Annotated in this window: 22 protein-coding genes; 6 read left to right on the forward strand and 16 right to left on the reverse strand. The window is 57.5% G+C overall.

The genetic code is table 11. The annotated features are described in order from the left end of the window. Positions 1–15 precede the first annotated feature (15 nt). From BLS30_RS05065 to BLS30_RS05095, 7 genes are all read right to left on the reverse strand, one after another. Positions 16–774: an SDR family oxidoreductase gene (locus BLS30_RS05065; RefSeq protein ID WP_046477263.1), complete on the reverse strand. Its 759-nt coding sequence runs from the start codon at positions 772–774 to the stop codon at positions 16–18. Between the two features lie 138 nt (positions 775–912). Then, positions 913–1830 (reverse strand): 3-hydroxybutyryl-CoA dehydrogenase, encoded by a 918-nt coding sequence (locus BLS30_RS05070; protein WP_046480000.1) that lies wholly within the window; start codon positions 1828–1830, stop codon positions 913–915. A gap of 68 nt (positions 1831–1898) precedes the next feature. Further along, the gene (locus BLS30_RS05075) at positions 1899–2843 is read right to left on the reverse strand and encodes an electron transfer flavoprotein subunit alpha/FixB family protein (protein ID WP_090226999.1); all 945 of its coding nucleotides are present in this window, start codon (positions 2841–2843) and stop codon (positions 1899–1901) included. Further along, positions 2843–3592 (reverse strand): electron transfer flavoprotein subunit beta/FixA family protein, encoded by a 750-nt coding sequence (locus BLS30_RS05080; RefSeq protein WP_046477257.1) that lies wholly within the window; start codon positions 3590–3592, stop codon positions 2843–2845. Before BLS30_RS05080 ends, BLS30_RS05075 begins: the two co-directional genes overlap by 1 nt. A gap of 279 nt (positions 3593–3871) precedes the next feature. After that, positions 3872–4588, reverse strand: coding sequence for a rhomboid family intramembrane serine protease (locus BLS30_RS05085; protein ID WP_046477255.1), 717 nt, complete (start codon positions 4586–4588; stop codon positions 3872–3874). Positions 4589–4633: 45 nt separating this feature from the next. After that, the gene (locus tag BLS30_RS05090) at positions 4634–5212 is read right to left on the reverse strand and encodes a cob(I)yrinic acid a,c-diamide adenosyltransferase (protein ID WP_046477253.1); all 579 of its coding nucleotides are present in this window, start codon (positions 5210–5212) and stop codon (positions 4634–4636) included. A gap of 90 nt (positions 5213–5302) precedes the next feature. After that, a complete protein-coding gene (locus BLS30_RS05095; RefSeq protein WP_046477251.1) occupies positions 5303–5491 on the reverse strand; it encodes a twin transmembrane helix small protein in 189 nt (62 codons plus the stop codon). A gap of 327 nt (positions 5492–5818) precedes the next feature. On the opposite strand from BLS30_RS05095, the gene BLS30_RS05105 reads away from it, so the two are divergent. From BLS30_RS05105 to BLS30_RS05115, 3 genes are all read left to right on the forward strand, one after another. Then, positions 5819–7216 carry a murein hydrolase activator EnvC family protein gene (locus BLS30_RS05105; RefSeq protein WP_090227009.1) on the forward strand — a complete coding sequence of 466 codons (1398 nt, stop codon included), beginning with the start codon at positions 5819–5821 and terminating at the stop codon, positions 7214–7216. Beyond that, on the forward strand, positions 7216–8571 hold the full coding sequence (locus BLS30_RS05110; protein WP_082101235.1) for a S41 family peptidase: 1356 nt from the start codon (positions 7216–7218) through the stop codon (positions 8569–8571). Before BLS30_RS05105 ends, BLS30_RS05110 begins: the two co-directional genes overlap by 1 nt. Before the next feature lie 151 nt (positions 8572–8722). Continuing rightward, entirely contained in the window at positions 8723–9238 is a 516-nt protein-coding gene (locus tag BLS30_RS05115) for an RNA pyrophosphohydrolase (RefSeq protein ID WP_090227012.1), read from the forward strand. 16 nt (positions 9239–9254) lie between these two features. On the opposite strand, the gene BLS30_RS05120 is transcribed toward BLS30_RS05115, so the two are convergent. From BLS30_RS05120 to BLS30_RS05150, 7 genes are all read right to left on the reverse strand, one after another. Continuing rightward, the gene (locus BLS30_RS05120) at positions 9255–9650 is read right to left on the reverse strand and encodes a F0F1 ATP synthase subunit epsilon (protein WP_046477244.1); all 396 of its coding nucleotides are present in this window, start codon (positions 9648–9650) and stop codon (positions 9255–9257) included. Positions 9651–9715: 65 nt separating this feature from the next. Continuing rightward, positions 9716–9991, reverse strand: a complete 276-nt coding sequence (locus tag BLS30_RS05125) for a hypothetical protein (protein WP_244465014.1) — start codon at positions 9989–9991, stop codon at positions 9716–9718. Between the two features lie 68 nt (positions 9992–10059). Next, positions 10060–11496 (reverse strand): F0F1 ATP synthase subunit beta, encoded by a 1437-nt coding sequence (gene atpD, locus BLS30_RS05130; RefSeq protein WP_046477243.1) that lies wholly within the window; start codon positions 11494–11496, stop codon positions 10060–10062. A 28-nt stretch (positions 11497–11524) separates the two neighbouring features. Then, a complete protein-coding gene (locus tag BLS30_RS05135) occupies positions 11525–12412 on the reverse strand; it encodes a F0F1 ATP synthase subunit gamma (protein WP_046479998.1) in 888 nt (295 codons plus the stop codon). A 97-nt stretch (positions 12413–12509) separates the two neighbouring features. Then, the gene (gene atpA / locus BLS30_RS05140) at positions 12510–14042 is read right to left on the reverse strand and encodes a F0F1 ATP synthase subunit alpha (RefSeq protein WP_046477242.1); all 1533 of its coding nucleotides are present in this window, start codon (positions 14040–14042) and stop codon (positions 12510–12512) included. A gap of 116 nt (positions 14043–14158) precedes the next feature. Then, complete coding sequence (locus BLS30_RS05145) at positions 14159–14719, reverse strand: F0F1 ATP synthase subunit delta (RefSeq protein WP_076605285.1); 561 nt, start codon at positions 14717–14719, stop codon at positions 14159–14161. A gap of 430 nt (positions 14720–15149) precedes the next feature. Next, positions 15150–17375 (reverse strand): primosomal protein N', encoded by a 2226-nt coding sequence (locus tag BLS30_RS05150; protein WP_052744098.1) that lies wholly within the window; start codon positions 17373–17375, stop codon positions 15150–15152. Positions 17376–17602: 227 nt separating this feature from the next. Here BLS30_RS05150 and fsa point away from each other — a divergent pair, with 227 nt between their 5' ends. Beyond that, on the forward strand, positions 17603–18259 hold the full coding sequence (fsa, locus tag BLS30_RS05155; RefSeq protein ID WP_046477240.1) for a fructose-6-phosphate aldolase: 657 nt from the start codon (positions 17603–17605) through the stop codon (positions 18257–18259). A 23-nt stretch (positions 18260–18282) separates the two neighbouring features. Here fsa and BLS30_RS05160 read toward each other — a convergent pair whose 3' ends face one another. Next, complete coding sequence (locus tag BLS30_RS05160) at positions 18283–19281, reverse strand: amidoligase family protein (RefSeq protein ID WP_046477239.1); 999 nt, start codon at positions 19279–19281, stop codon at positions 18283–18285. 131 nt (positions 19282–19412) lie between these two features. Between BLS30_RS05160 and BLS30_RS05165 the strand changes: the two genes are divergently transcribed. Together BLS30_RS05165 and BLS30_RS05170 are read left to right on the forward strand one after the other, a co-directional pair. Next, a complete protein-coding gene (locus BLS30_RS05165; protein ID WP_280136723.1) occupies positions 19413–20333 on the forward strand; it encodes a tyrosine recombinase XerC in 921 nt (306 codons plus the stop codon). 207 nt (positions 20334–20540) lie between these two features. Beyond that, entirely contained in the window at positions 20541–21614 is a 1074-nt protein-coding gene (locus BLS30_RS05170) for a TraB/GumN family protein (protein WP_052743719.1), read from the forward strand. 15 nt (positions 21615–21629) lie between these two features. Here BLS30_RS05170 and BLS30_RS05175 read toward each other — a convergent pair whose 3' ends face one another. Continuing rightward, on the reverse strand, positions 21630–22379 hold the full coding sequence (locus BLS30_RS05175; protein WP_170832410.1) for a sulfite exporter TauE/SafE family protein: 750 nt from the start codon (positions 22377–22379) through the stop codon (positions 21630–21632). Between the last annotated feature and the right edge of the window lie 152 nt (positions 22380–22531).

The following is a 22531-nucleotide window of genomic DNA, read 5'->3' on the forward strand; positions in this document are numbered from 1 at the left end:
TGCTTCGGGTGGTGCTTAGCCGCGGCCTTCGTAAGGCATCGTCGTTGCCTTAATCGTCATAGAGAGGACGTTGGCGTCGAGCGGCAGATTCGCCATGAACAGGACGGCGTCGGCAACATGCTGGACGTCCATTCGGGCTTCAGGGCGCTTTTGGCCATCAGCTTGAAGTACGCCTTTGGCAAACGCTTCCGTCATCTCTGTCGCAGCATTTCCGATATCGATCTGCGAACACGCGATGTTGTGCTCGCGACCGTCCAGAGCAATCGATTTGGTGAGACCGCTAATGGCGTGTTTGGTTGCCGTATAAGGTGCGGTAAACGGCCGAGGCGTATGCGCTGAAATCGAGCCATTGTTGATGATGCGGCCGCCCTTCGGATCCTGTGACTTCATCAGCTGGATCGCTTCCTGGCAGCAGTAAAAGACGCCGGACAAATTGATATCGACGACTTTCCGCCATTGCTCGACCGTAAGTTCTTCCATTGGCACGGCGGGCGCGCCAACGCCTGCGTTGTTGAAGAGTACGTCCAACCTGCCAAAGGATTGATTCACACTCTTGAAGAGAGCCCGAACATCAAGCGGATCGGCTACATCCGTGGGGGCGATGAGCATCGTGTCTTCGGTTGCCTTCGCCATGGCCAACGTTTCTTCAAGAGGATCCTTTCGGCGTCCGGCGACTGCAACACGATAGCCCGCGTTATGAAGCGTGAGGGCGACGGCGCGCCCGATACCCGTACCAGCGCCCGTTACAACCGCAACCTTGCCCGCGTCAGCCATTGTCGTCTTCTCCCTCAATATCCAGTGTATGTTTTTGCGCCTGGATTATTTTGCACGAGACACGTACGCCTGAAGCGCGTGCTTCAGGCGTTGAAAGCCCAATGCAGGATATAGATATTTGCGAAATTCAGCGACGCTCTATCGCGTCGGAACCGGTGTTTCACCGCGGTAGTCGTAGAAGCCTCGCTTGGCCTTGCGGCCCACCCAACCAGCTTCGACGTATTTCACGAGCAGCGGACAGGGGCGATATTTCGAGTCCGCAAGACCTTCATAGAGCACCTGCATAACCGACAGGCAGGTATCAAGACCGATGAAGTCAGCCAGTTCCAATGGACCCATCGGATGATTAGCGCCGAGCCGCATCGCCGTATCGATCGAGTCAACAGTACCGACACCTTCGTAGAGCGTGTAGATGGCCTCGTTGATCATCGGCAGGAGGATACGGTTGACAATGAAGGCCGGGAAATCTTCAGAAACAGCGATCGTCTTGCCAAGTGAATGAACGAACTTGCGAGACGTATCGAACGTGTCATCCTCGGTTGCGATACCCCGGATCAGTTCGACCAGCTCCATCAACGGAACCGGGTTCATAAAGTGCATGCCGATAAATCGTTCCGGCCGGTCCGTGATTGCGGCAAGACGCGTTATCGAAATTGAGGACGTATTGCTGGCGATGATGGCCGTGGGATTTATGGCGGGGCAAAGCGCGGCGAAAATCTTACGCTTTACGCTCTCATCCTCAGTTGCCGCCTCGATGACAAGTTCGCAGTCGTAGAGATCCGAAAGGCTCTCCGCAAACTCAATACGGCTCAGCGCCTGCTCTTTATCTTCCTCAGTAATCAGCCCTTTGCTGATTTGGCGATCCAGATTGTGCCCAATAATCGCATGGGCGTTATCAAAAGCGTCGCGTTTAATGTCGTTGATAAGAACGCCGTAACCGGCCAGCGCCGAGACGTGGGCAATGCCATTGCCCATCTGTCCGGCGCCGATGATCCCGACTCTGTTAATCAAAGAGTCTTTGGGTTTTTCTCCAGTTGTCACGGCCTGTGGTTTCATTCTCGATGTCACAGCGGCGTCCATGCTTACTAGTTCCTCGGCTCAAGACAGTCCGTGGCCAAACCCGCTCATCCAGCTACTTTTTTGAGCTCGGATTCGAGCTCGGGTAATGCTGTGAACAGATCTGCGACGAGACCGTAATCTGCGACCTGGAAGATCGGGGCCTCTTCGTCTTTGTTAATGGCGACGATAATCTTCGAGTCTTTCATACCCGCCAGATGCTGAATTGCTCCCGAAATACCGACGGCAATGTAAAGATCCGGCGCAACGACCTTGCCGGTTTGACCAACCTGCATGTCGTTGGGCACGAAACCAGCGTCGACAGCAGCGCGGCTGGCACCAACAGCAGCCCCCAGTTGATCAGCAACCGGCTCAATCAGCTTGCTGAAATTGTCGCCCGATTGCATGCCGCGCCCGCCGGAGATAACGATGCGTGCTGAGGCCAGCTCGGGACGATCTGATTTCGTTAGCTCCGCGCTCTCGAATGTTGAAAGCCCTACGGCAGCCGGCGCGTCGATCTTTTCGACGGCCGCCGAACCACCATCTCCGGCTGCGGCAAACGTCGATGTGCGAACGGTGATGACCTTCTTGGGGTCAGACGACTTCACGGTCTGGATCGCATTGCCAGCGTAAATCGGACGCTCAAACGTATCCGGCGCAAGGACCGCAGAAATTTCAGAAATCTGCATAACGTCAAGGCGAGCGGCCACGCGTGGCAACACATTTTTGCCTACGGCCGAGGCGGAAGACAGGAGCGCATCGTAGCCCGACATGAGAGGGACGATGAGCGCCGCCATTTCCTCGGCGAGTTGCGCCTTCAGATGCGGAGCTTCGGCAACCACCACCTTGCTGACGCCATCCAATTTCGCTGCCTGGTCGGCAACCGCTGCGCACCCCTCGCCGGCGACCAGCACGTGAACATCACTGCCCAGCGCCTTCGCAGCCGTAACCGTCTTGGCGGTCGCAGCATTCAGAGATGCATTGTCATGATCGGCAAGAACCAGAACCGCCATTACAGCACCCCCGCTTCGTTCTTAAGTTTTTCAACCAGTTCAGAGACGCTCGAAACCTTGACGCCAGCTGCGCGTGTCGCCGGTTCAGCGGTCTTCAGCACTTCCAAGCGAGGTGAGATATCTACGCCGAAATCTTCCGGCTTTTTTGTATCGAGCGGTTTCTTCTTCGCCTTCATGATGTTCGGCAGCGAAGGATAGCGGGGCTCATTGAGACGCAAGTCCGTGGTGATGACTGCCGGCGTCTTGAGACGCAGGGTTTCCAGCCCCCCATCAACTTCGCGGGTGACGGTGACTGCGCCGTCCGACAGCTCGACCTTGGAGGCAAACGTGGCCTGTCCCCAATCCAAGAGCGCTGCGAGCATCTGTCCAGTCTGATTGGAGTCATCATCGATGGCCTGCTTGCCCATGATCACCAGATCCGGGCTTTCGGCGTCCACGACTGATTTCAGGAGTTTGGCGACAGCCAATGGCTCCACAGCTTGGTCGGTTTCGATGAGAATCGCGCGGTCGGCGCCGATGGCGAGTGCCGTGCGCAGCACATCCTGGGACTTGGAAGGGCCGATGGACACAGCGATGACCTCGTTGGCCGAGCCGCGTTCCTTGAGACGCACGGCCTCTTCAACCGCGATTTCGTCGAAAGGATTCATCGACATCTTGACGTTGGCAAGTTCCACCCCGGAACCATCCGACTTAACACGGATCCGCACGTTGTAATCGACCACGCGCTTGACCGGCACAAGTATCTTCATGCGCCCGAACTGCTCCCCAATTTATTGCTATCCTTTGCAAATCTTCTTGCCCACTCACAGGGCGGCCTTTGAGTAAGCCGTAACCAGTGGGTCTCAATGCATATGACTCACGCCGATATTATCGACGACACTGCCCCCCATGCGTCCTTGACAAAGTGGCACGTTTCGCACATGCGAAAGCCAACCTAAAGGCTGCCCTGAAACTAGTCAATCGACACGATTCGCAAAGGTCTACCCCTCTTAAAATGGTGTCCCACGGACTGTCGTCCTCTTGGCACATTACTGCCGCGCAACGTCAAGCTGACGATCAAACAGCGGAACCCCTCGGCGTCGCAAAAAAAGGATGAGGACCGCCCCGCTCACGAGCCCCCCGATGTGGGCCCACCACGCCACCGGGCCGACGGCGGGCATCAGCACCATGACGATTTGGGTCACGATCCAGGCGCCAAGCACGAACTCAGCCGAGATCTGCAGCGGAATAACCTTGAAAGCCAGAACCCAAACGCGAACGCGCGGATGGAGCATCAAATAGGCTGCGATCACGCCGGCTACCGCGCCACTCGCGCCAATCAGCGGCACGCCGGCGCCATCCGTTCCTGAGACCATGGCCGCGTGGACCAACGCAGCGGCGACGCCGCAAGCGAGATAGAAAAACAAAAACTTCACATGACCGACCGCGTCTTCGACGTTGTCGCCGAAGACCCACAGAAACAACATGTTCCCCATGAGATGCCATATATCGGCATGGAAGAACATGTAGGTGATAAGGGTTAGCGCTTCGGGCAGGTTGCTCGCGCGGACGCCATCTGGAGCCGGCGCGGACGTACCGGCCAGGAACAGCTCGTTCGGCACCACCGCGAATTCCGCGACGGCATAAGCATCAATGTTCACCGACGATAAAGCGAACACAATGACGTTTATGGCGATCAAACCAACCGTGACGACCTGAAAATGAATTGCCTTCAATGGGTTATCATCGGAAATAGGCACGAACACGTGGCTTGCTCCTTCCCAGGAATTACGAAGGCTTCCAGAGCCTAATCAGCGGTTCAGACCTGGAACCCACAAAATGTCGTCGCGCCCCTTATCGTTCACGTAGCGACCAGCCACGAAAAGAAAGTCCGACAGTCTATTGATATACTTTAGAGCTGCGTCACTCACGGGTTCGTCCGGAGAGGCCGCCAGGGTCACCATCAGACGCTCGGCGCGCCTGCAGACCGTTCGCGCAACGTGCAAGTAGGCCGATGCCGGCGAACCGCCAGGCAAAATGAAGGATTTGAGCGGGCTTAGCTCACCATTGAGCTGGTCAATTTCGCGTTCCAGACGCTCGACCTGAGCCGGTACGATGCGTAGCGGTTCGAATTTAAGATCCTTTCCGCGATCAGGTACGCAGAGGTCCGCTCCGAGATCGAACATGTCATTCTGGATACGTACCAGCATCGAGTCGATGTCAGATCCAGGTTCTAAATGCTGCCTGACAAGGCCGATAATCGCGTTCGTCTCGTCGACGGTCCCGTAAGCGGCGATGCGGGGATCGTCTTTGGCGACCCTGTCACCCGTACCAAGCCCCGTCGTTCCGGCGTCCCCGGTACGCGTATAGATCTTATTGAGTTTTACCATTGCCTACGCACCGCGCTTTCCACCCCTCTCGTAAAATTTGAAAGCTAACGTATTGGCGTCAGCGCGGCGGTCAAGCGGCATACACGGAGATCAACGTCCCAGGAACAAAAATCCCGCAACCAGCATCAGTGCAATAAATTGCAAAATCACGCGCCAACGCATCAAATTCTGGCTCAGACGCGGGCTCTTTTGACGCAAAAGCGTATACAGGCCCGCGATCAACACAGCCAGAACAGCAAAGGTTGCCACGGTAATCAGGTGATAGAGGACCGGTTGCATAAATGAATTTCCTGGTCAGTAAGTCAGGCGCGGTGGTTGATGTTCGCGCTTGATTGGACAAGATAGGGGCGGCGGGGCCAGCTTTCTACGCGCCCGGTTCTTAAGCACCTTTGGCGTTTCGGCAACCCAATGTGCGCTTCTTTCTCCTGCGGCCTGCCAGCTGGGCGCCGCGCAATGTTGTAGCTGTCGGGCACAAACTGACTCCGCAGCAAGAGTTTGGCAATCGCCTCGCGCCACAATCGCCGCATTGTCGGTGCCTAAGGAAGCAGGCCGATTTCGTCGACGGTCTTTTGGGGACCGTTCGGATATATACAGAGGGCTCCCAGCTTGCGCGTCCCGCGCCAAAGATTACGCGTCAAGTTTGCTGCCGTGCCTGTGCTCTGCATTCTGGCTGGCTGTATTCCTGCGGTGTTGCCCGCAGCAGCGCAGTCGCGTGACGATGCGAAATCCAAACTTGATGCTCAAACCAAAGAGCTACAAAACAAGCTCGGGCGGCAGCAGGCCCTCGAGACTGATGTCGCTGCGATTGCCAAAGAGCGCGAACGCATTAATGCCCGGCTCCTCGAAACCGCCGATCTGATCAAGAAGAGCGAAGCTCGGATGACCGAGATTGAGGCGCGTTTGGACGAGCTCGGTGAACAGGAACGTGTGGTTCGCGGTTCGCTCAATCAACGCCGGGACAAGATTGCAAAACTATTGGCTGTCCTGCAGAGGATGGGGCGGAACCCTCCGCCGGTTATGATCACCAAGCGCGAGGATGCGCTGGCCATGGTGCGCAGCGCGATGCTGCTTGCATCTGCGTTCCCGGGGCTTCGCAGCCAAGCCCTCGAGCTCACGAACAAGCTTGACGAACTCGTGCGCGTCATGGCTGAGACGCGAAGTGAAGGCGAACACCTTAAGCTCGAAACGACGCGTCTTAACGATGCGCGAACGCGGCTTTCGGGGCTAATGGTCGAAAAGAAGTCGTCCCTGACGGAGCGACAAGCCGAACTCACTAAGGTCCGCCAAGCGACAGACGAAATTTCGAAGAATGTCGATAATCTGAGAGCGTTGATCGCACGGGCGGACCAAGCTGCCGTCCAATCGAATTCCCGCATAACTGCGCATAACGCCAAGGCGGAAGCCGCCGAGCGCTTGGCTGAAACGGGCAATTCAGGCGTAACGACCCTCACGCCAGATCAGCCCGAAAGTAGCGCATCATCCAGTAATGACGGGGTTAAAGTCGCTGTTTTGGCCCCATCGGCGGCCGGATTTGGCAGCGTGGATGCTGGCCGGATCGAACCGGCTATCCCCTTCCACCTTGCCAAGGGCCGCCTCCCGCGCCCAACTTCTGGTAAGCATGTTCTCTCTTTTGGCCAGCAGACCGAATATGGTGGAACATCCAAGGGATTAGTGTTTCAGACGCGTTTTTCGTCGCAGATCACATCTCCTTGTGATGGCTGGATTGTTTACGCTGGCGAGTTCAGAAGCTATGGCCAACTCTTGATAATCAACGCCGGCGGCGGATATCATGTGTTACTTGCTGGTCTATCACGGATTGATGTAGAGCCAGGACAATTTGTCCTGGCGGCAGAGCCGGTGGGAACGATGGGTGACGCCCCGCCTTCGGTACAGCGCGGCTCGGAAGACGCCAAACCCGTTCTATATGTCGAATTTCGCAAGGACGGACGGCCGATTGATCCGGACCCATGGTGGGTCAAGGATCCTGAAAAGGTGCAAGGATGATGCGCAAGACGGATTTCGCGTTCTGGACATTTCTTTTGATGACGGTGCTGGCCGGCGCAACAACCGTCTTGAACGTATCTCGAACTTACTCCGCAACTTCTCCAAATACCGAGCTTTACAAGCAGCTTGATCTGTTTGGCGATGTCTTGGAGCGAGTTCGTTCGGACTACGTCGAAAAGCCCGACGACACGAAGCTCATTGAATCTGCCATCAACGGCATGCTGAGCGCGCTCGACCCGCACTCGGCCTATCTTTCGCGCAAGAACTTCCGTGATATGCAGGTGCAGACACGCGGAGAGTTTGGCGGCCTCGGGATCGAGGTGACGATGGAAAATCAGGTCGTCAAGGTGGTCGCCCCTATCGACGACACACCAGCCGCCAAAGCCGGTGTACAGGCCAATGACCTGATTACGCATCTCGATGATGAGCAGATCGTCGGGCTATCGCTTGAAGAAGCGGTGGAAAAGATGCGTGGTCCAGTGAACACGCCAATCAAGCTCACAGTGGTCCGCAAAGGCGTCGATGAGCCGATCGAGATCAAGATCGTGCGCGACGTCATCCGCATCAACGCTGTGAAGCCGCGCATCGAAGGCGATATCGCCTATGTGAAGGTCACCACCTTCAACGAACAGACGCACGTCAATCTGGTCAAATCGATCGAAGAGATGAAGAGCAAAATCGGCTCGAAGCTCAAGGGCTACATCATCGATCTTCGCAACAATCCCGGTGGTCTTCTGGATCAGGCGATTGCCGTTTCCGATGACTTCCTTGAGCGTGGCGCCATCGTTATTACGAAAGGCCGCAATAACGAGGAAACCCAGCGAAGCCAGGCCCGCCCCGGCGACGTGGCTGATGGCATGAAGATTATCGTGCTGATCAACGGCGGGTCCGCTTCCGCTTCGGAGATCGTGGCAGGTGCTCTTCAGGACCACGAGCGCGCGACCATTATCGGAACACGGTCATTCGGCAAGGGCTCCGTTCAGACGATTATTCCGCTTGGTGCCAATGGGGCGATCCGGTTGACGACGGCGCGGTACTACACGCCACGTAACCGCTCGATCCAGGCGAAGGGTATCGATCCGGATATCATCATCGAACAAGAGCTGCCGGAGGACCTGAAAGGCAAACTCGGGGTCAAACCGCGTGGCGAAGCGAGCCTTAGAGGGCATCTACGCAACGGCGATACAGAGGAAGAAATCTCAGGTTCATCGGCCTACGTTCCGCAAGAACCGGAGAAAGACACACAGCTCCAGTTCGCGCTCAACTATCTGCGTGGCAAAGTGACCGCACCACCGCCGAAGGCCGAACAGGCTGAGCAGAAAAAAGCCGAGACTCAGACGGACAGTAGCAAGTGATGCATCTTTGATCTCGCCTTGGGGTCATGTTCATGGGCGTCTGATAGATCAGGCGCCCATGAACTTTTTTGGGGTCGTTGGAATTTTAGAAATAGTCACAATCGAGACGTCCGACCGGTCGTTATCCAGATAGAGAGGGCACACACCGCCCATGGGCACCCACGAAAATCTCGCCTACCGGCCATGTGTCGGTCTCATGGTCATCAATCCCCAAAAGCTAGTGTGGATCGGCCGTCGCGCTACCACAAAAAAGGCGAACACGCCTGAGGGCAGCGGCTATTGGTGGCAGATGCCACAGGGTGGCATTGAAGCCGGGGAAGCTCCTGTTGAGGCCGCCCTTCGAGAACTGCAGGAAGAGACCGGCATCACCGGCTCAAATATCAATATTCTCGCTGAAACCACGAAGTGGCATTTCTACGATCTGCCAGAGGATCGGATTGGGAGAGCCTGGGGGGGCGGCTATCGCGGCCAGAAACAGAAGTGGTTTCTGATGCAATTTTCAGGCTTAGACACGCAAATCAATATAACGCCCGAGGATCCGCGCGCGATCGAGTTCGACGCGTGGCGTTGGGCGAACTCGAGTGAGCTGCTTGATCTGATCGTCCCTTTCAAACGCGACGTTTACCGGGCCGTTCTTTCCGAGTTCGGCCCGATCATTGCGAACTAATCAGGTATTTGCCGGCTTACGCCTCGGCGTGCAGAGCTTTTAGCTCTTCGATGGCACGTCCAATGTGATTACGGGCTTCGTCATCATCAGCGCTTTCCAACGCCTTCTGTGCAGCGTCGAGTTCTTCCTGAATCTGACGCGGATCGACTTCGTCGACGATGAACGCACGCTCGGCAAGGATGGTCAGGCTGTCGCCGGTAACATCGGCGAAGCCTGATTGCACGAAGATGCCCTTCTTGGCGTCGGGCGTTGTGACCTGGATCACGCCCGGCGCCAGAGTCGAAATGACTGGGGCATGATCTGGCAGCACCGTAAATTGTCCTTCAACGCCCGGCACGACCACCTGCTCGGCATCGCTCGACATGAGGACACGCTCGGGGCTTACCAGCTCAAACTTGAACGTTGCTGCCATTGATCTGCTTCCTAATCCGCCCTCTACGTTTCGGCGGTTATCGCGTTACAGGACTGGGTGTAGTCCTACTCTTCGTCACCCAATTCGTCGCTCTTAGCCTGTACTTCCTCGGCCGTTTGCAGCTGCGTACCGCAGAAGGGGCAGAAGAACACCGGATGGTCGACCATACCGGGGTCGTCGCTGTCTCCGTCGATCAAACCAACCGACATATAGAGAATGCCATCTTCAGCCAGCGTAATGAGCGGGTCGAAATCTTCGCCGCTCATTACTTCCTGAAGTTCTTCGCAGCAGGAGCCAAAGCCCGAATCGTCATTGCCTTCTTCACTCGTATCGATCGACATTCCGGATGCTTCCTCCAGCAAAAAAGGGCAATGCCCTGGTCGCCCTGTGCGACCTGCGATTCGATATTCTAAGCTGCTTCGGCGAGTTTTTCAGCCTTGGCGATGGCTTCTTCGATCGTTCCCACCATGTAGAAAGCCTGTTCAGGCAGATGGTCATAGTCGCCGTTGCAGAGACCCTTGAAAGCCTTGATCGTATCAGCCAAGTCAACGAGGACGCCCGGCGAACCGGTGAAGACTTCGGCGACGAAGAATGGCTGCGACAGGAACCGCTCGATCTTACGGGCACGCGCCACCGTGAGTTTGTCCTCTTCGGAGAGCTCGTCCATGCCGAGAATAGCAATGATGTCCTGGAGGGACTTGTAGCGCTGCAGAATTTCCTGCACGCGACGCGCCACCTCGTAGTGCTCCTCACCGATAATGCGCGGATCAAGCATACGCGACGTGGAGTCTAGCGGGTCCACGGCCGGATAGATGCCCTTTTCAGCGATGGCACGGGAAAGAACCGTCGTCGCGTCAAGGTGGGCAAACGAGGTTGCCGGCGCAGGGTCGGTCAAGTCGTCCGCAGGGACGTAAATGGCCTGAACCGACGTAATTGAGCCCTTCTGCGTCGTCGTGATGCGTTCCTGAAGAGTGCCCATGTCGGTTGCCAGCGTCGGCTGATAGCCCACGGCTGAAGGAATACGGCCGAGCAGAGCGGACACTTCCGAACCGGCCTGCGTGAAGCGGAAAATGTTGTCGACGAAGAAGAGAACGTCCTGTCCCTGGTCGCGGAAGTGTTCGGCAACCGTCAGACCAGACAGAGCGACGCGAGCGCGGGCACCTGGCGGCTCATTCATCTGGCCGTAAACGAGAGCGCACTTGGACCCAGCGGCAGAGCCGTTGTTTTCCTTCGGGTCGACGTTCACCTTGGATTCGATCATTTCGTGGTAGAGGTCGTTACCTTCACGGGTGCGCTCGCCAACGCCGGCGAACACGGAGTAACCGCCGTGTGCCTTAGCGACGTTGTTGATCAGTTCCATGATGAGAACGGTCTTGCCAACGCCGGCGCCGCCGAACAGGCCGATCTTGCCGCCCTTGGAGTACGGCGCCAGCAGGTCAACGACCTTGATGCCGGTGACCAAGATTTCCGATTCCGTTGACTGTTCAACGTAGGAGGGCGCCTGCGCGTGAATCGGGCGCAATTCGTCGCCTTTAATTTCGCCGGCTTCGTCCACGGGTTCACCGATCACATTCATAATGCGCCCTAGGGTCGCGTCGCCGACGGGCACTGCGATCGGGCGCCCCGTATCCTTCACGGGCTGACCGCGAACAAGTCCTTCCGTCGCGTCCATAGCAATGGTGCGCACGGTGTTTTCGCCGAGGTGCTGGGCGACTTCGAGAACCAGGCGGTTACCCTGGTTGTCGGTCTCAAGCGCGTTCAGAATTGCAGGGAGATCTCCGTCGAACTGCACGTCGACGACGGCGCCCGTTACCTGCCTGATGCGACCAACAGAAATTTCAGCCATGAACCGTTCCTCGTGTGCGTTTGTTCGATTAGAGCGCTTCGGCGCCCGAAATGATTTCGATCAGTTCTTTGGTGATCTGTGCCTGACGCTGGCGGTTGTACGTAATCGTCAGAGCGTCGATCATCTCTGTAGCGTTGCGTGTGGCGCTATCCATCGCCGACATACGTGCGCCTTGCTCAGAAGCCGCGTTCTCAAGAAGTCCACGGAAGATCTGCGTCGAGATATTGCGTTTCAGAAGATAATCCAGGATCGCGTCTTCTTCTGGCTCGTACTCGTAAACCGCGTCGCCCAAAGAAGATTTCTCGGATCCGTCGGTTTCGGGGATATGCGCAGGGATCAACTGCAGAGCCGTCGGCTGTTGTGAAATAACCGACTTGAACTCAGAGAAGAACATCGTTGCAACGTCGAACTCGCCGGCCTCAAACATCGCCATGACTTTGTCACCGATTTCGGCGGCCTTTTCGAAACCGACGAACTTCATGCCGCTCATGTCAATGCGTTCAATGATGTGCTGGCCGAAGTCGCGGCGCAGGTTTTCTGCGCCCTTGCGGCCTACCGCAATGATTTTGACCTGCTTGCCTTCACTCAGAAGCTTACGTGCATGCACGCGGACGAGCTTAGCAATGTTGGTGTTGAAACCGCCGCAAAGACCGCGACTCGCCGTCATCATAATGAGCAGATGTACGTCGCTCTTGCCTGTGCCTACGAGCAACGGTGATGCGCTGTTCGTATCTGTCACAGCGCGTGCAAGATTTGCCAGCACCGTGTCCATACGCACAGCGTAAGGCCGTGCGGCTTCGGCCGCCTCCTGCGCACGACGCAGCTTTGCGGCAGCGACCATCTGCATCGCTTTGGTGATTTTGCGCGTGGCCTTCACCGAATTGATGCGATTTCTGAGGTCTTTTAAGCTCGCCATTTCAGACGTTGTTCCCGTATCCGCTCCCGGCATACCGAACCGGGATTTTGCTTTTCGATGAGCCCCTTTCTAAGGGGCCCATCCGCTGGACTTCGCTTTAGACCGAGAAGTTCTTCGTGAAGCTGTCGAGAACGCCGATCAGCTCTTTCTCCGTGCTCTCCGATAGAGCTTTCTCCGACCGAATGGTCTCAAGAATGTTCTTATGATCGGTGCGCAGCGTCGTCAGAAGTTGCTGCTCATATTTGCCGATGGCGTTTACAGGCAAACCGTCCAGATAACCGCGGGTACCCGCGAAAATCACGCAGACCTGTTCTTCCATCTTCAACGGCGAGAACTGCGGCTGCTTGAGGAGCTCGGTGAGGCGGGCGCCGCGTGCAAGAAGTTTTTGCGTAGCGGCGTCGAGGTCGGAACCGAACTGAGCGAAGGCCGCCATTTCGCGGTACTGCGCCAGCTCACCCTTAATCTTACCGGCGACCTGCTTCATGGCCTTGGTCTGGGCCGCCGAACCAACGCGTGACACGGAGAGGCCGACGTTCACGGCGGGACGGATGCCCTGATAGAACAGGTCCGTTTCAAGGAAGATCTGGCCGTCGGTGATGGAGATCACGTTCGTTGGAATGTAGGCCGACACGTCGTTGGCCTGCGTTTCGATCACGGGGAGCGCAGTGAGAGACCCGGCACCATGATCATCACCCATCTTCGCGGCGCGCTCAAGCAGGCGCGAGTGGAGATAGAAGACGTCACCCGGATAAGCTTCACGTCCCGGAGGACGACGCAGCAGCAGGGACATCTGGCGATAAGCAACGGCCTGCTTGGAGAGGTCGTCGTACGCGATAACTGCGTGCATCGCGTTATCGCGGAAATATTCGCCCATCGCGCAGCCGGTGAACGGTGCGAGGTACTGCATCGGCGCCGGATCGGAAGCCGTCGCGGCCACGACGATGGAGTATTCGAGAGCGCCGCGCTCCTCGAGAATCTTGACGAACTGCGCAACGGTCGAACGCTTCTGCCCGACAGCAACGTATACGCAATAGAGCTTCGCGAACTCGTCATCGCCCTCGTTGAGGGGCTTCTGGTTCAGGAAGGTGTCAAGGATGATCGCGGTCTTGCCAGTCTGACGGTCACCAATGATGAGCTCGCGCTGACCACGGCCGACGGGGATCAGAGCGTCGACGGCCTTCAAGCCCGTCGCCATCGGCTCATGCACCGACTTACGCGGCAGAATACCCGGCGCCTTGACGTCCACACGACGACGCTCGGTCGCAACGATCGGGCCTTTGCCGTCGATCGGATTACCCAGAGCGTCAACGACGCGGCCGAGAAGACCCTTACCAACAGGAACCTCTACGATCGCCTGCGTGCGCTTAACGGTCTGGCCTTCTTTAATACTACGGTCGTCACCGAAGATCACGATACCGACGTTGTCGGCTTCGAGGTTCAGCGCCATGCCCTTCGTTCCGTCCTGGAACTCGACCATTTCGCCTGCCTGAACCTGATCGAGGCCGTAGACGCGGGCGATGCCGTCGCCGACGGAGAGAACCTGGCCGATCTCGGAGACCTCAGCCTCCTTGCCGAAGTTCTTGATCTGCTCTTTCAGGATCGAGGAGATCTCTGCGGCCCGGATTTCCATCGATAGACCTCTTGTCTTAGCGTTTCGGTTGCGCACCAAATCTGGTGCAGAGTTCTTTGTATAACTTGGGTCGCACAACGTCCCTTGCGGTCCAGCGTGCGGATTGTTCTGGTGTTTTAGCTCACTGCCTTGAGGCTCACCTTCATTGCGGTGAGCTTCGTGCGCAGTGAGGAGTCTATCATTTTGCTGCCGATCTTTACGATCAGTCCGCCGAGAATCGCCGGTTCAACTCGGGCGTCCAGTTTAACGTCCTTGCCGACCGCGTTCTTGAGCGTTTGCTTCAGCTCAGCCGTCAGTTCATCTGTCAATGCCTGGGCTGTCGTCACCTCAGCTGTGACCTCGCCGCGGCTCTCAGCAGCCAGCGCAGCGAAGATCTTAATCATCTGAGGCACCGCGAACAGCCGTCGATTGTGCGTAATGACCTGAAGGAAATTCTCTGTCAGACCCGAAATGCCCGCTTTTTCAAGTAGCGCAGATAAAGCGCGACTCTGATCTTCGGCGGCAAAGACCGGGCTCGCTACCAAGCGGCGCAGATCTTCACTTTCGGTGAGCAGAGACTCGAACGCCTTTAGATCGGCTTCGATCTGCTCTACGGAACCCTGTTCTTTTGCCAGTTCGAATAATGCACTGGCGTAACGGCCGGGCATACTGGCCGAATTAGTCTGATCTGTTGCCACGTCGATTGCTCTCGTTCGCACTGGGAGGACGAGTTTAAGGCGCGATCGGCGAAGTCCCGGGATACCGGTTCGCTACCCTTATGGTGGGATTATTTGGCCACAACAACGGTCACAGCCGACATTAGCCGGCGTCCCCGTCCGGGCGTCGAGGGGCTGTCTAACACGCAGTTCGCGCATCATCAACGGGGAGATGCGGTCACGAATGACGCAGTTGTGCTTTGCGTTGGTGCATACCCGCTTCCACCTTGGGGAGTTTTGGGGGAGTTGTGGCGAGCTGCGGCGCACTCGCGTGGAGAGCATTGTCGCCTTAAAAACATCCCATCATACGGTCCTACAAAACAGGCGTAGGCTATATTTAAATAGTGTTTTCATAAGGTTCTGCGGAGTTTTATGCGCATTTCATAGCGCGCTGCGTGCGTCTCACGGACGCTCATAAGAAGCTGTAAGGATCGATATCGACGCTCAGGCGGACGTCTCCTTTGATCGGCGGCATCCGCGACAACCAAGCGCGCAGATAATTTTGAATGTCGATGTCGCGACGGGCTTTCGCCAACAAACGCCACCGGTGCCGACCTCTGATTATGGCGATCGGCGCTTCGGTCGGGCCCAAAATGCGAATCTGCTCTGCCGGCGGAGCGCGATGTGCAATGTCTCGGGCAATCATTTCGGCTGCCTGCTTGTCGCGGCTGGAGACAATGAGCGCAGCCAATCGGCCGTAAGGGGGTAAAAGTCCCGCCTGCCGTTGCGCAATTTCCCTTTCAAGGAAGGCTTCACGATCGCCATGGATAATCGCGGCCATCACAGGATGGTCAGGCAGATGAGTTTGGATGAGGCCACGCCCGCGCGCAAAGGCGCGCCCAGCGCGGCCAGTCACCTGATGGAGAAGCTGGAAGGTGCGCTCGCCGGCGCGGGGATCAGCGCCTTGTGCGAGGCCGAGATCGCCATCGACAATCCCTACAAGATTGAGGTCTGGGAAATGGTGGCCCTTCGCGACGAGCTGCGTACCGATGATGATATCGGCCTCGTGCCGCTCGATCCGTTCGATAACCCGGCGCATTTCGGTTAAGCCAGGGATGAGATCGGAGGAAAGTAATTCGATCCGGGCCTCCGGGAAGCGCTCTGCGACTTCTTCGGCCACGCGCTCCACACCCGGACCGCAAGCCGTGAGCTTGTCGGCTTCTCCGCAGCTTGGGCATTTCTCCGGTATTGGAAGAGAAAATCCGCAATGGTGGCAGTTCAGCTTCTTGCGAAAGCGATGCTCGACCAGCCACGCGGTGCACTGCGGGCATTCGAAGCGATGGCCGCATTTCTGGCACAACGTCAGGGGGGCGTAGCCGCGGCGATTTAGAAACAAAAGAGACTGCTGACCCCGCGCCAAGGTCTCAGTTATGCCCTCAACGAGCGGCGGAGCGAGCCAGCGGCCTTTTTCAGGTGGTTCCCGGCGCAGATCGATCGCCTCGATCTCAGGTAATTCAGTACCGGAAAATCGCCCTGGCAACACAACGTGATTATACCGCCCCGTCCGAGCGTTGACGTGGCTCTCAATGGAAGGCGTTGCAGATGCCAGCACAACGGAGAAGCGGCCAAGACTGGCGCGCACCACCGCCATGTCGCGGGCTTGGTAGTGAACGCGATCGTCCTGTTTGAAGCCTCCGTCGTGCTCTTCGTCGACGACAATGAGCCCAAGATCCGTGTAAGGCAGGAACAACGCCGATCGGGCGCCCACGACGACACGGGCTTCTCCCGTCGCCACCCCACGCCAGATGCGGCCCCGCTCGGGGCCTGATAACGCCGAGTGCCATTCCACCGGAGGGCAGCCGAAGCGATCCTGAAAACGGCCCATGAACTGGCTGGTCAGTGCGATTTCCGGAAGCATGATCAGCACTTGGCGCCCACGTTCCAGCGCGCGCGCCACCGCCTCGTAATAAACCTCTGTCTTACCCGAACCCGTGACACCATCGAGGAGGGTCACCGCGAACGTGCCACCGTCGACGGCCGCGCGTAGCGCCATGACGGCGCGTTCCTGATCTTCGCTCAACTCAATGGTGCGGTGATGGGGTTCTGGGATTGGACACCGCTTCTGTGGAATTGCCGCCTCGACAAGACAGCCGGCAGTGATCAGACCATCGACGACACCTGTTGTGCACGCCGCTTCCTGTGCCAACGAGGATTTAGCCCGGATCAGTCCGTCTGAAGCGATGTCGAGTACACGTTGGCGGGCAGGCGTCATCCGCGGAGGCATCGCTGCCCCTTCGACGATTGTGACGCCAAATCGCGGTTTCTGCGGTTCGAAGACCTCCCGCGCGCTCATCATCATGCGGACGACCATGCCGAGCGGCGCCAGCGTGTATCCGGCGATCCATTCGGCGAATCGGAGAGACAAAACAGGCAAAGGCGGCGCATCGAGCGTGCCCGTCACTGCCTTGAGTTTCGCAGGATCAATCGGTTTCGCCGGCGTACCACGTGGTTCGTCCCAGACGATCCCGATGCGCGATTGCGGCCCGAACGGCACAAGGACAAAACTGCCCGGCGGCGGAACGCCCTCGGGCGGCGCCAGGTAGTCGTATGTTTGATCCAATGCGACCGGGAGCAGCACAGGCACGCATTCGCCTTGCCGCGCCTTCACGTCGGGCTGTAGATCAAGAAGATTGGTCAATGCGGCGGCCTTCACCCGGGTTGATCTTGAGCGTTATAGCTCTCGATTTTTTGCCAGTAAGGCCCAACATGGGGCTTTAGCGGCAGCGCTGGCAGGTTAAGCGCGATCGTTAGCTTTGCGCGCGACTCGACTTTGGCGCTCAGCGCATATTTGAGCTACAGAGAAATCCAAGAACTCAAACTAGCCTAGGCTTCGCCATTGGGCGAACCGATGGCAGGGGGAAGATCATGAAATTCTTCGTGGATACTGCCGATCTCAATGAAATCAAAGAACTCGCTGCGACGGGCCTGCTTGATGGCGTGACGACTAATCCGTCGCTCATCGCCAAAGCGGGCGGCGACTTCAAGACAACAATCCGCGAGATCTGCGCCATTGTCCCAGGCCCCGTTTCCGCCGAGGTCGCTGCGACGGATTACGATGGGATGCTGGCAGAAGGCCGAGAACTGGCAAAGATCGCCAAGAACGTTACCATTAAGGTTCCCCTGACACTGGACGGTCTCAAAGCCTGTCGGGCTTTGACCTCTGAAGGTACCCTCGTCAACGTTACTCTGTGCTTTTCAGCCAACCAGGCGCTACTGGCAGCCAAGGCCGGGGCGACATTCGTCTCTCCGTTCATTGGACGGCTCGATGACATTGGCCTCGATGGCATGGCGCTGATCCGTGAGATCCGGCAGATCTATGACAATTACCAGAACTTCTCGACGGATATTCTGGCGGCGTCCATCCGCACGGTGAACCACGTGAAAGAAGCCGCGCTCATCGGCGCCGATGTGGCTACGGTTCCACCGGCCACCCTCAAGGCTCTGGTCAAACATCCCCTGACCGACAAGGGATTGGAACAGTTTCTTGCGGACTGGGCGAAGACAGGACAAACGATCGTTTAGCCCTCCGATCTCGGCCCCACGCTTTAAACGACTAGCCACTCGGTGCACATCATCGCCCAATCGCCCGGAAGGAAACTCTGGGCGTTGGCGATGTAGGCTGGGCCCATTTCCGCCAACAGCTCGGGCTTGTCGGCGAGCCTTTCAACGACGACCCAACGGTTCCACTCCAGCGTGAGGCTCCACATCGGTTCTCCGATGTTGGCGTTGGGAAGGCGGCAATGAAACGTGGGCCGCGGCCTGACGAGACCCGGGGCCAACCGCGCACGTACACGCTTTTCGTCAAGCCACATGAAGAGCGGGAGCAAATCGAGCTCTCGGTTCCGGGTCGGATTATAGTCAATGTAGTCGTCGATGAGATTCGCAGTGTCAGGCCAATAATCGGGATCGAGCACCTTGTAGGCATAGGCCGCGGGAAACGGATCGACGAACGAAAGGAGCCGGCGGGCAAATGCAATCGACATAATGCTCCGCAGCCAGTTGGAGAGCAGGATGTCCGCCTTCAACACACTTAGGATCCAGTGCGGATCGCGGGTCGCGATCTCCGGATTGAACTGGGCGCCGAACGCGTGCAGCAGATTATCGTTCGTTCCCTGCGCGCCTTCCTCCCGCAGCGCCTTGAGGAGGTTTTCAAGTTCCACTAGCTCGTCGAACGCGACCGGCGGACAAACCACCTCGTAAGGAACCACAAGAGAACTGAGATCCCCATACAGTGTCCGCATGGAATCTCGGAAGCCGTCCACGATGGCGGCAAATCCGGTTCCTTGATAGACGCTATCTCCCGGTTGGCGATGCGCGTATTGGCTGTCGAGTTCGACAACGAAGCGACCAAACTTAGAATTCTCAATGCGATAGCGATGGGCGTCGTCACGCTCGACTTTGCCGCCGTAGAGGCCTGAAACACGCGTGGCAACCTTAGCGGCGGCGACGGCTGCAAATTCCAGCTCTACGCCGACGCGGCGTCCTTTTCCTTCGTAATTCAGTTTGCGGGGTGGCAATCTTAACTTTGTAGCGGCAGGTTTCATTGCTCCGACTTGGTTAACGTCGCGATATGGGGCTTCAAAGACGCGGGCGAATCTGATCGTTCTGGCAGAGTCCGCAGTGAGCCGCGCGATTTTACGCTAGGGAGTCTAACGCAGACGGAGGGCTTTTGGTTGTGTCTGGCGACGATGAGTTGTCGCGGCTAGCCGAAGACTGGCTCGAAAGCCTCAGCAATGAGCGCGGGGCTTCAGCGCATACGCTTGCCGCTTACCGTCGTGATCTCGAACAATTCGAACGCTACTTGGCTGGCCGCCTAGGGCGATCACCTGAGCTTGTCGATATCAATCAGCTGACCGCACAAATCGTGCGGGGTTTCATGGCTGCGCGGCGGCGCCAAGGTCTTGGTTCGCGGTCGTTGTCACGGACGATGTCGGCGTTGCGCACTTTCTTCAAATGGCTGGAAGGACGGGAGATCGCGAAGAATCGCGCCGTTCTGCAAGTAGCCATGCCCAAGGTCGGTCATGGCGTGCCCAAACCGCTGACCGTGGAAAAGGCAGGTGCCGTTGTCGACCTCGGAGCCGGTGCTGAAGTCGATTGGGTTCTGGCGCGCGACGCGGCTGTATTGTTACTGTTGTACGGTGCCGGATTACGCATAGGAGAAGCGTTATCGCTGACACGACAGGACGCGCCGGTCAAAGGTCGAGACAGTTTGCGGATCGTCGGGAAGGGCGGCAAGGAACGGCTTGTGCCGATCCTCGAAGTTATTCAAAGTGCTGTCGAACGCTATTTGGAACTGGTGCCTTACAAACTGCCGCCTGATAGTGCCCTATTTGTCGGCGCGAAGGGTGGGCCGCTTTCGCCCCGCATCATCCAGCTTACTGTCAAACGTCTGCGGGAAAGTTTGGGCTTACCTGACACGGCGACACCGCATGCTTTGCGCCATTCCTTCGCGACGCACCTCCTATCTGCAGGCGCCGATCTCCGCCAAATCCAGGAACTGCTCGGGCATGCCTCGCTTTCGACGACGCAAATTTATACCGAAGTCGACCGTGACCGCCTGCTCGCAGTTTATGACGCCGCGCATCCTCGCGCCTGATTTTCCGTTGAATCCCTTAGTCTTCCCAGGCCCCCTTCCGTTGTCCGTCCGGCTTATTCTGTCGTACGGGTGCGATATCTCGTTGCATAGGTAACTTCTGGCGGTTGATCTGCGTTAAAACCCACGCCATAGGGGGGCTGGTTCTCATTTGGGCCCACCTGAAAACCAATTTTTGCTTGTCGTTGCCAGTTAGGGAGTTCCATTGCCATGCCGGCTGTCCGGTTGTTTGCTTTATTGCGTGCGCGCAGCGCTCTTACGCGTGCTGCTGCCGGAGCGCTCGCCGCCATAGGGCTCGTGTTCAACCTCTCCGCATTCGATGCCTCCGCCGCTCTCGCTAACGACAAAGATGCTGGAACCTGTTCAGGGCGGGATATCTTGGCTGACGTACAGGCGCAAGATCCTGCGAGCTTCACGAAGATTATGACTGAGGCGCAGGCTACCGCGAATGATGGTGCCGCGTTGTGGCGTGTTGAACGCGACGGAAAGCCGGATTCCTACCTGTTCGGCACAATCCATCTAACCGACGAACGGATCACCGAGCTTTCCGATGCCGTGAAGAGCGCCATTGGCAAATCTCGTGTGGTCGCGTTGGAAGTCGCTGATATCTCACCGGTCGCGACAATGCAGGCTATCGGGGCAGCTTCCGATTTGGTGCTTTTCGACAATGGCCACCGCCTCGACCAGGTGATCTCTTCCGAAGCTTTCTCGCTGGTCGAGAAAAAGCTGGAAGAAGCTAAGCTGCCGACCGCGATGGCTCACATGTACAAGCCCTGGGTCGTGAGCATGATACTGGCGGTTGGCCCTTGCGAGCGCGAACGGGTCGCAGGGGGCAAGCTCGTCCTCGATATGGTCGTCTCCGCCTATGCGCAGGAAAAGAAGATCCCTGTCGTTGGACTTGAGACGTTACAGTCGCAGCTCGAAGCCGCCGCGGCCGTGCCGATGGACGAGCAGGTTCAGATCTTGCGCGCCAGTCTGGTTCACGCAAGCCGTGCCGATGATCTCCGTGAAACGGTGTTGCGCCTTTATCTCCAGAGAAAGCTAGGAGCGGTGATTCCGCTGCAGCTGTACGTGGCGGCCAAATCCGGTGAAGTGACAGACAATCTTGATGGTTTCCGCGAAGCGTTGATTACCAATCGGAACCGAACGATGCGCACGCGCGCATTGCCTCTCCTGGCAGAGGGCGGCGCGTTTATCGCTGTTGGCGGATTGCATCTCGTCGGCGAAGAGGGGCTTGTGAAGCTCCTGCGTGACGCTGGCTATCGCGTTGTCCCGGTTGAGTGAGGCGCGCCTCGCACCTCAGAGAAACACGATGCGCAGAATGCCGATGGACGCGAGCGCCATCAGGAGGAACAACGCAAACCTACGGAACGCTTCCGGCGTAGTCGACAGATATTGCCGCTGCCCCAGAACAATGCCTGAAATCATGGGGATGAGCAGGATGAGCGCAATCCAGAACGTTGTCGCGCTTATCAGGCCGTTGAGCGACGACAAGCCAACGCCATAAACATACATTGCAAAGAACATCGCAACGAAGACGGCCCGCACTTGGGCCGGCGGGTAGCGCGTCCCCAAAAAGATGACCATTGCGAACAAGCCCCCGATGGAGGCGAGGCCGGATCCAAAGCCCGTCACGAATCCGGTGAATGCGGCAAGAGGCCATGTCATGCTGCGATGGAAGCTGACGCCACGCCAAATCAGAAATGCTGAGACCAGCACGCTCCAAGCCATATAGAAGCGGACCGTATCGGGCTCAAGATGGACGAGCAGATACTGACCTAGGGGCAGGCCGACGGCGCATCCCGCCAGCATGGGCCAGAAATTCGGATAGTCGATATCTTTCCGGACCGAAGGCAGCATGTGAATGCTCGCGACGATCTCGAGCATGAAGAGCGCAGGGACCAGCGTCGCTGGAGGGATCACCAGGGTCCCGCCAGCGATGACGATGGCCGAAAAGCCGAAGCCGGAGTAGCCACGCACGATGCCCGCAACGATGGCTACGGCGACGAGCAGGCCGAGTTGGAGCCCGCTTAGCCCAATGGCGTCCAATAAGGTCGAAATGGCGTTGCCCCGATATCCGTCAAGTGTTTCGCGAGGCGTTGTAGGCCTTTAGGCAACAAAATGCCATTTCTATTTGCGCATCCGCTGATAGACACTGTGAACTATGCGTGAGACCGTATCCTGTCTTGCGCAAGTTTGGC

Origin of the sequence: Filomicrobium insigne, from assembly GCF_900104305.1 — a bacterium.
GTDB classification, from domain to species: Bacteria; Pseudomonadota; Alphaproteobacteria; order Rhizobiales; family Hyphomicrobiaceae; genus Filomicrobium; species Filomicrobium insigne.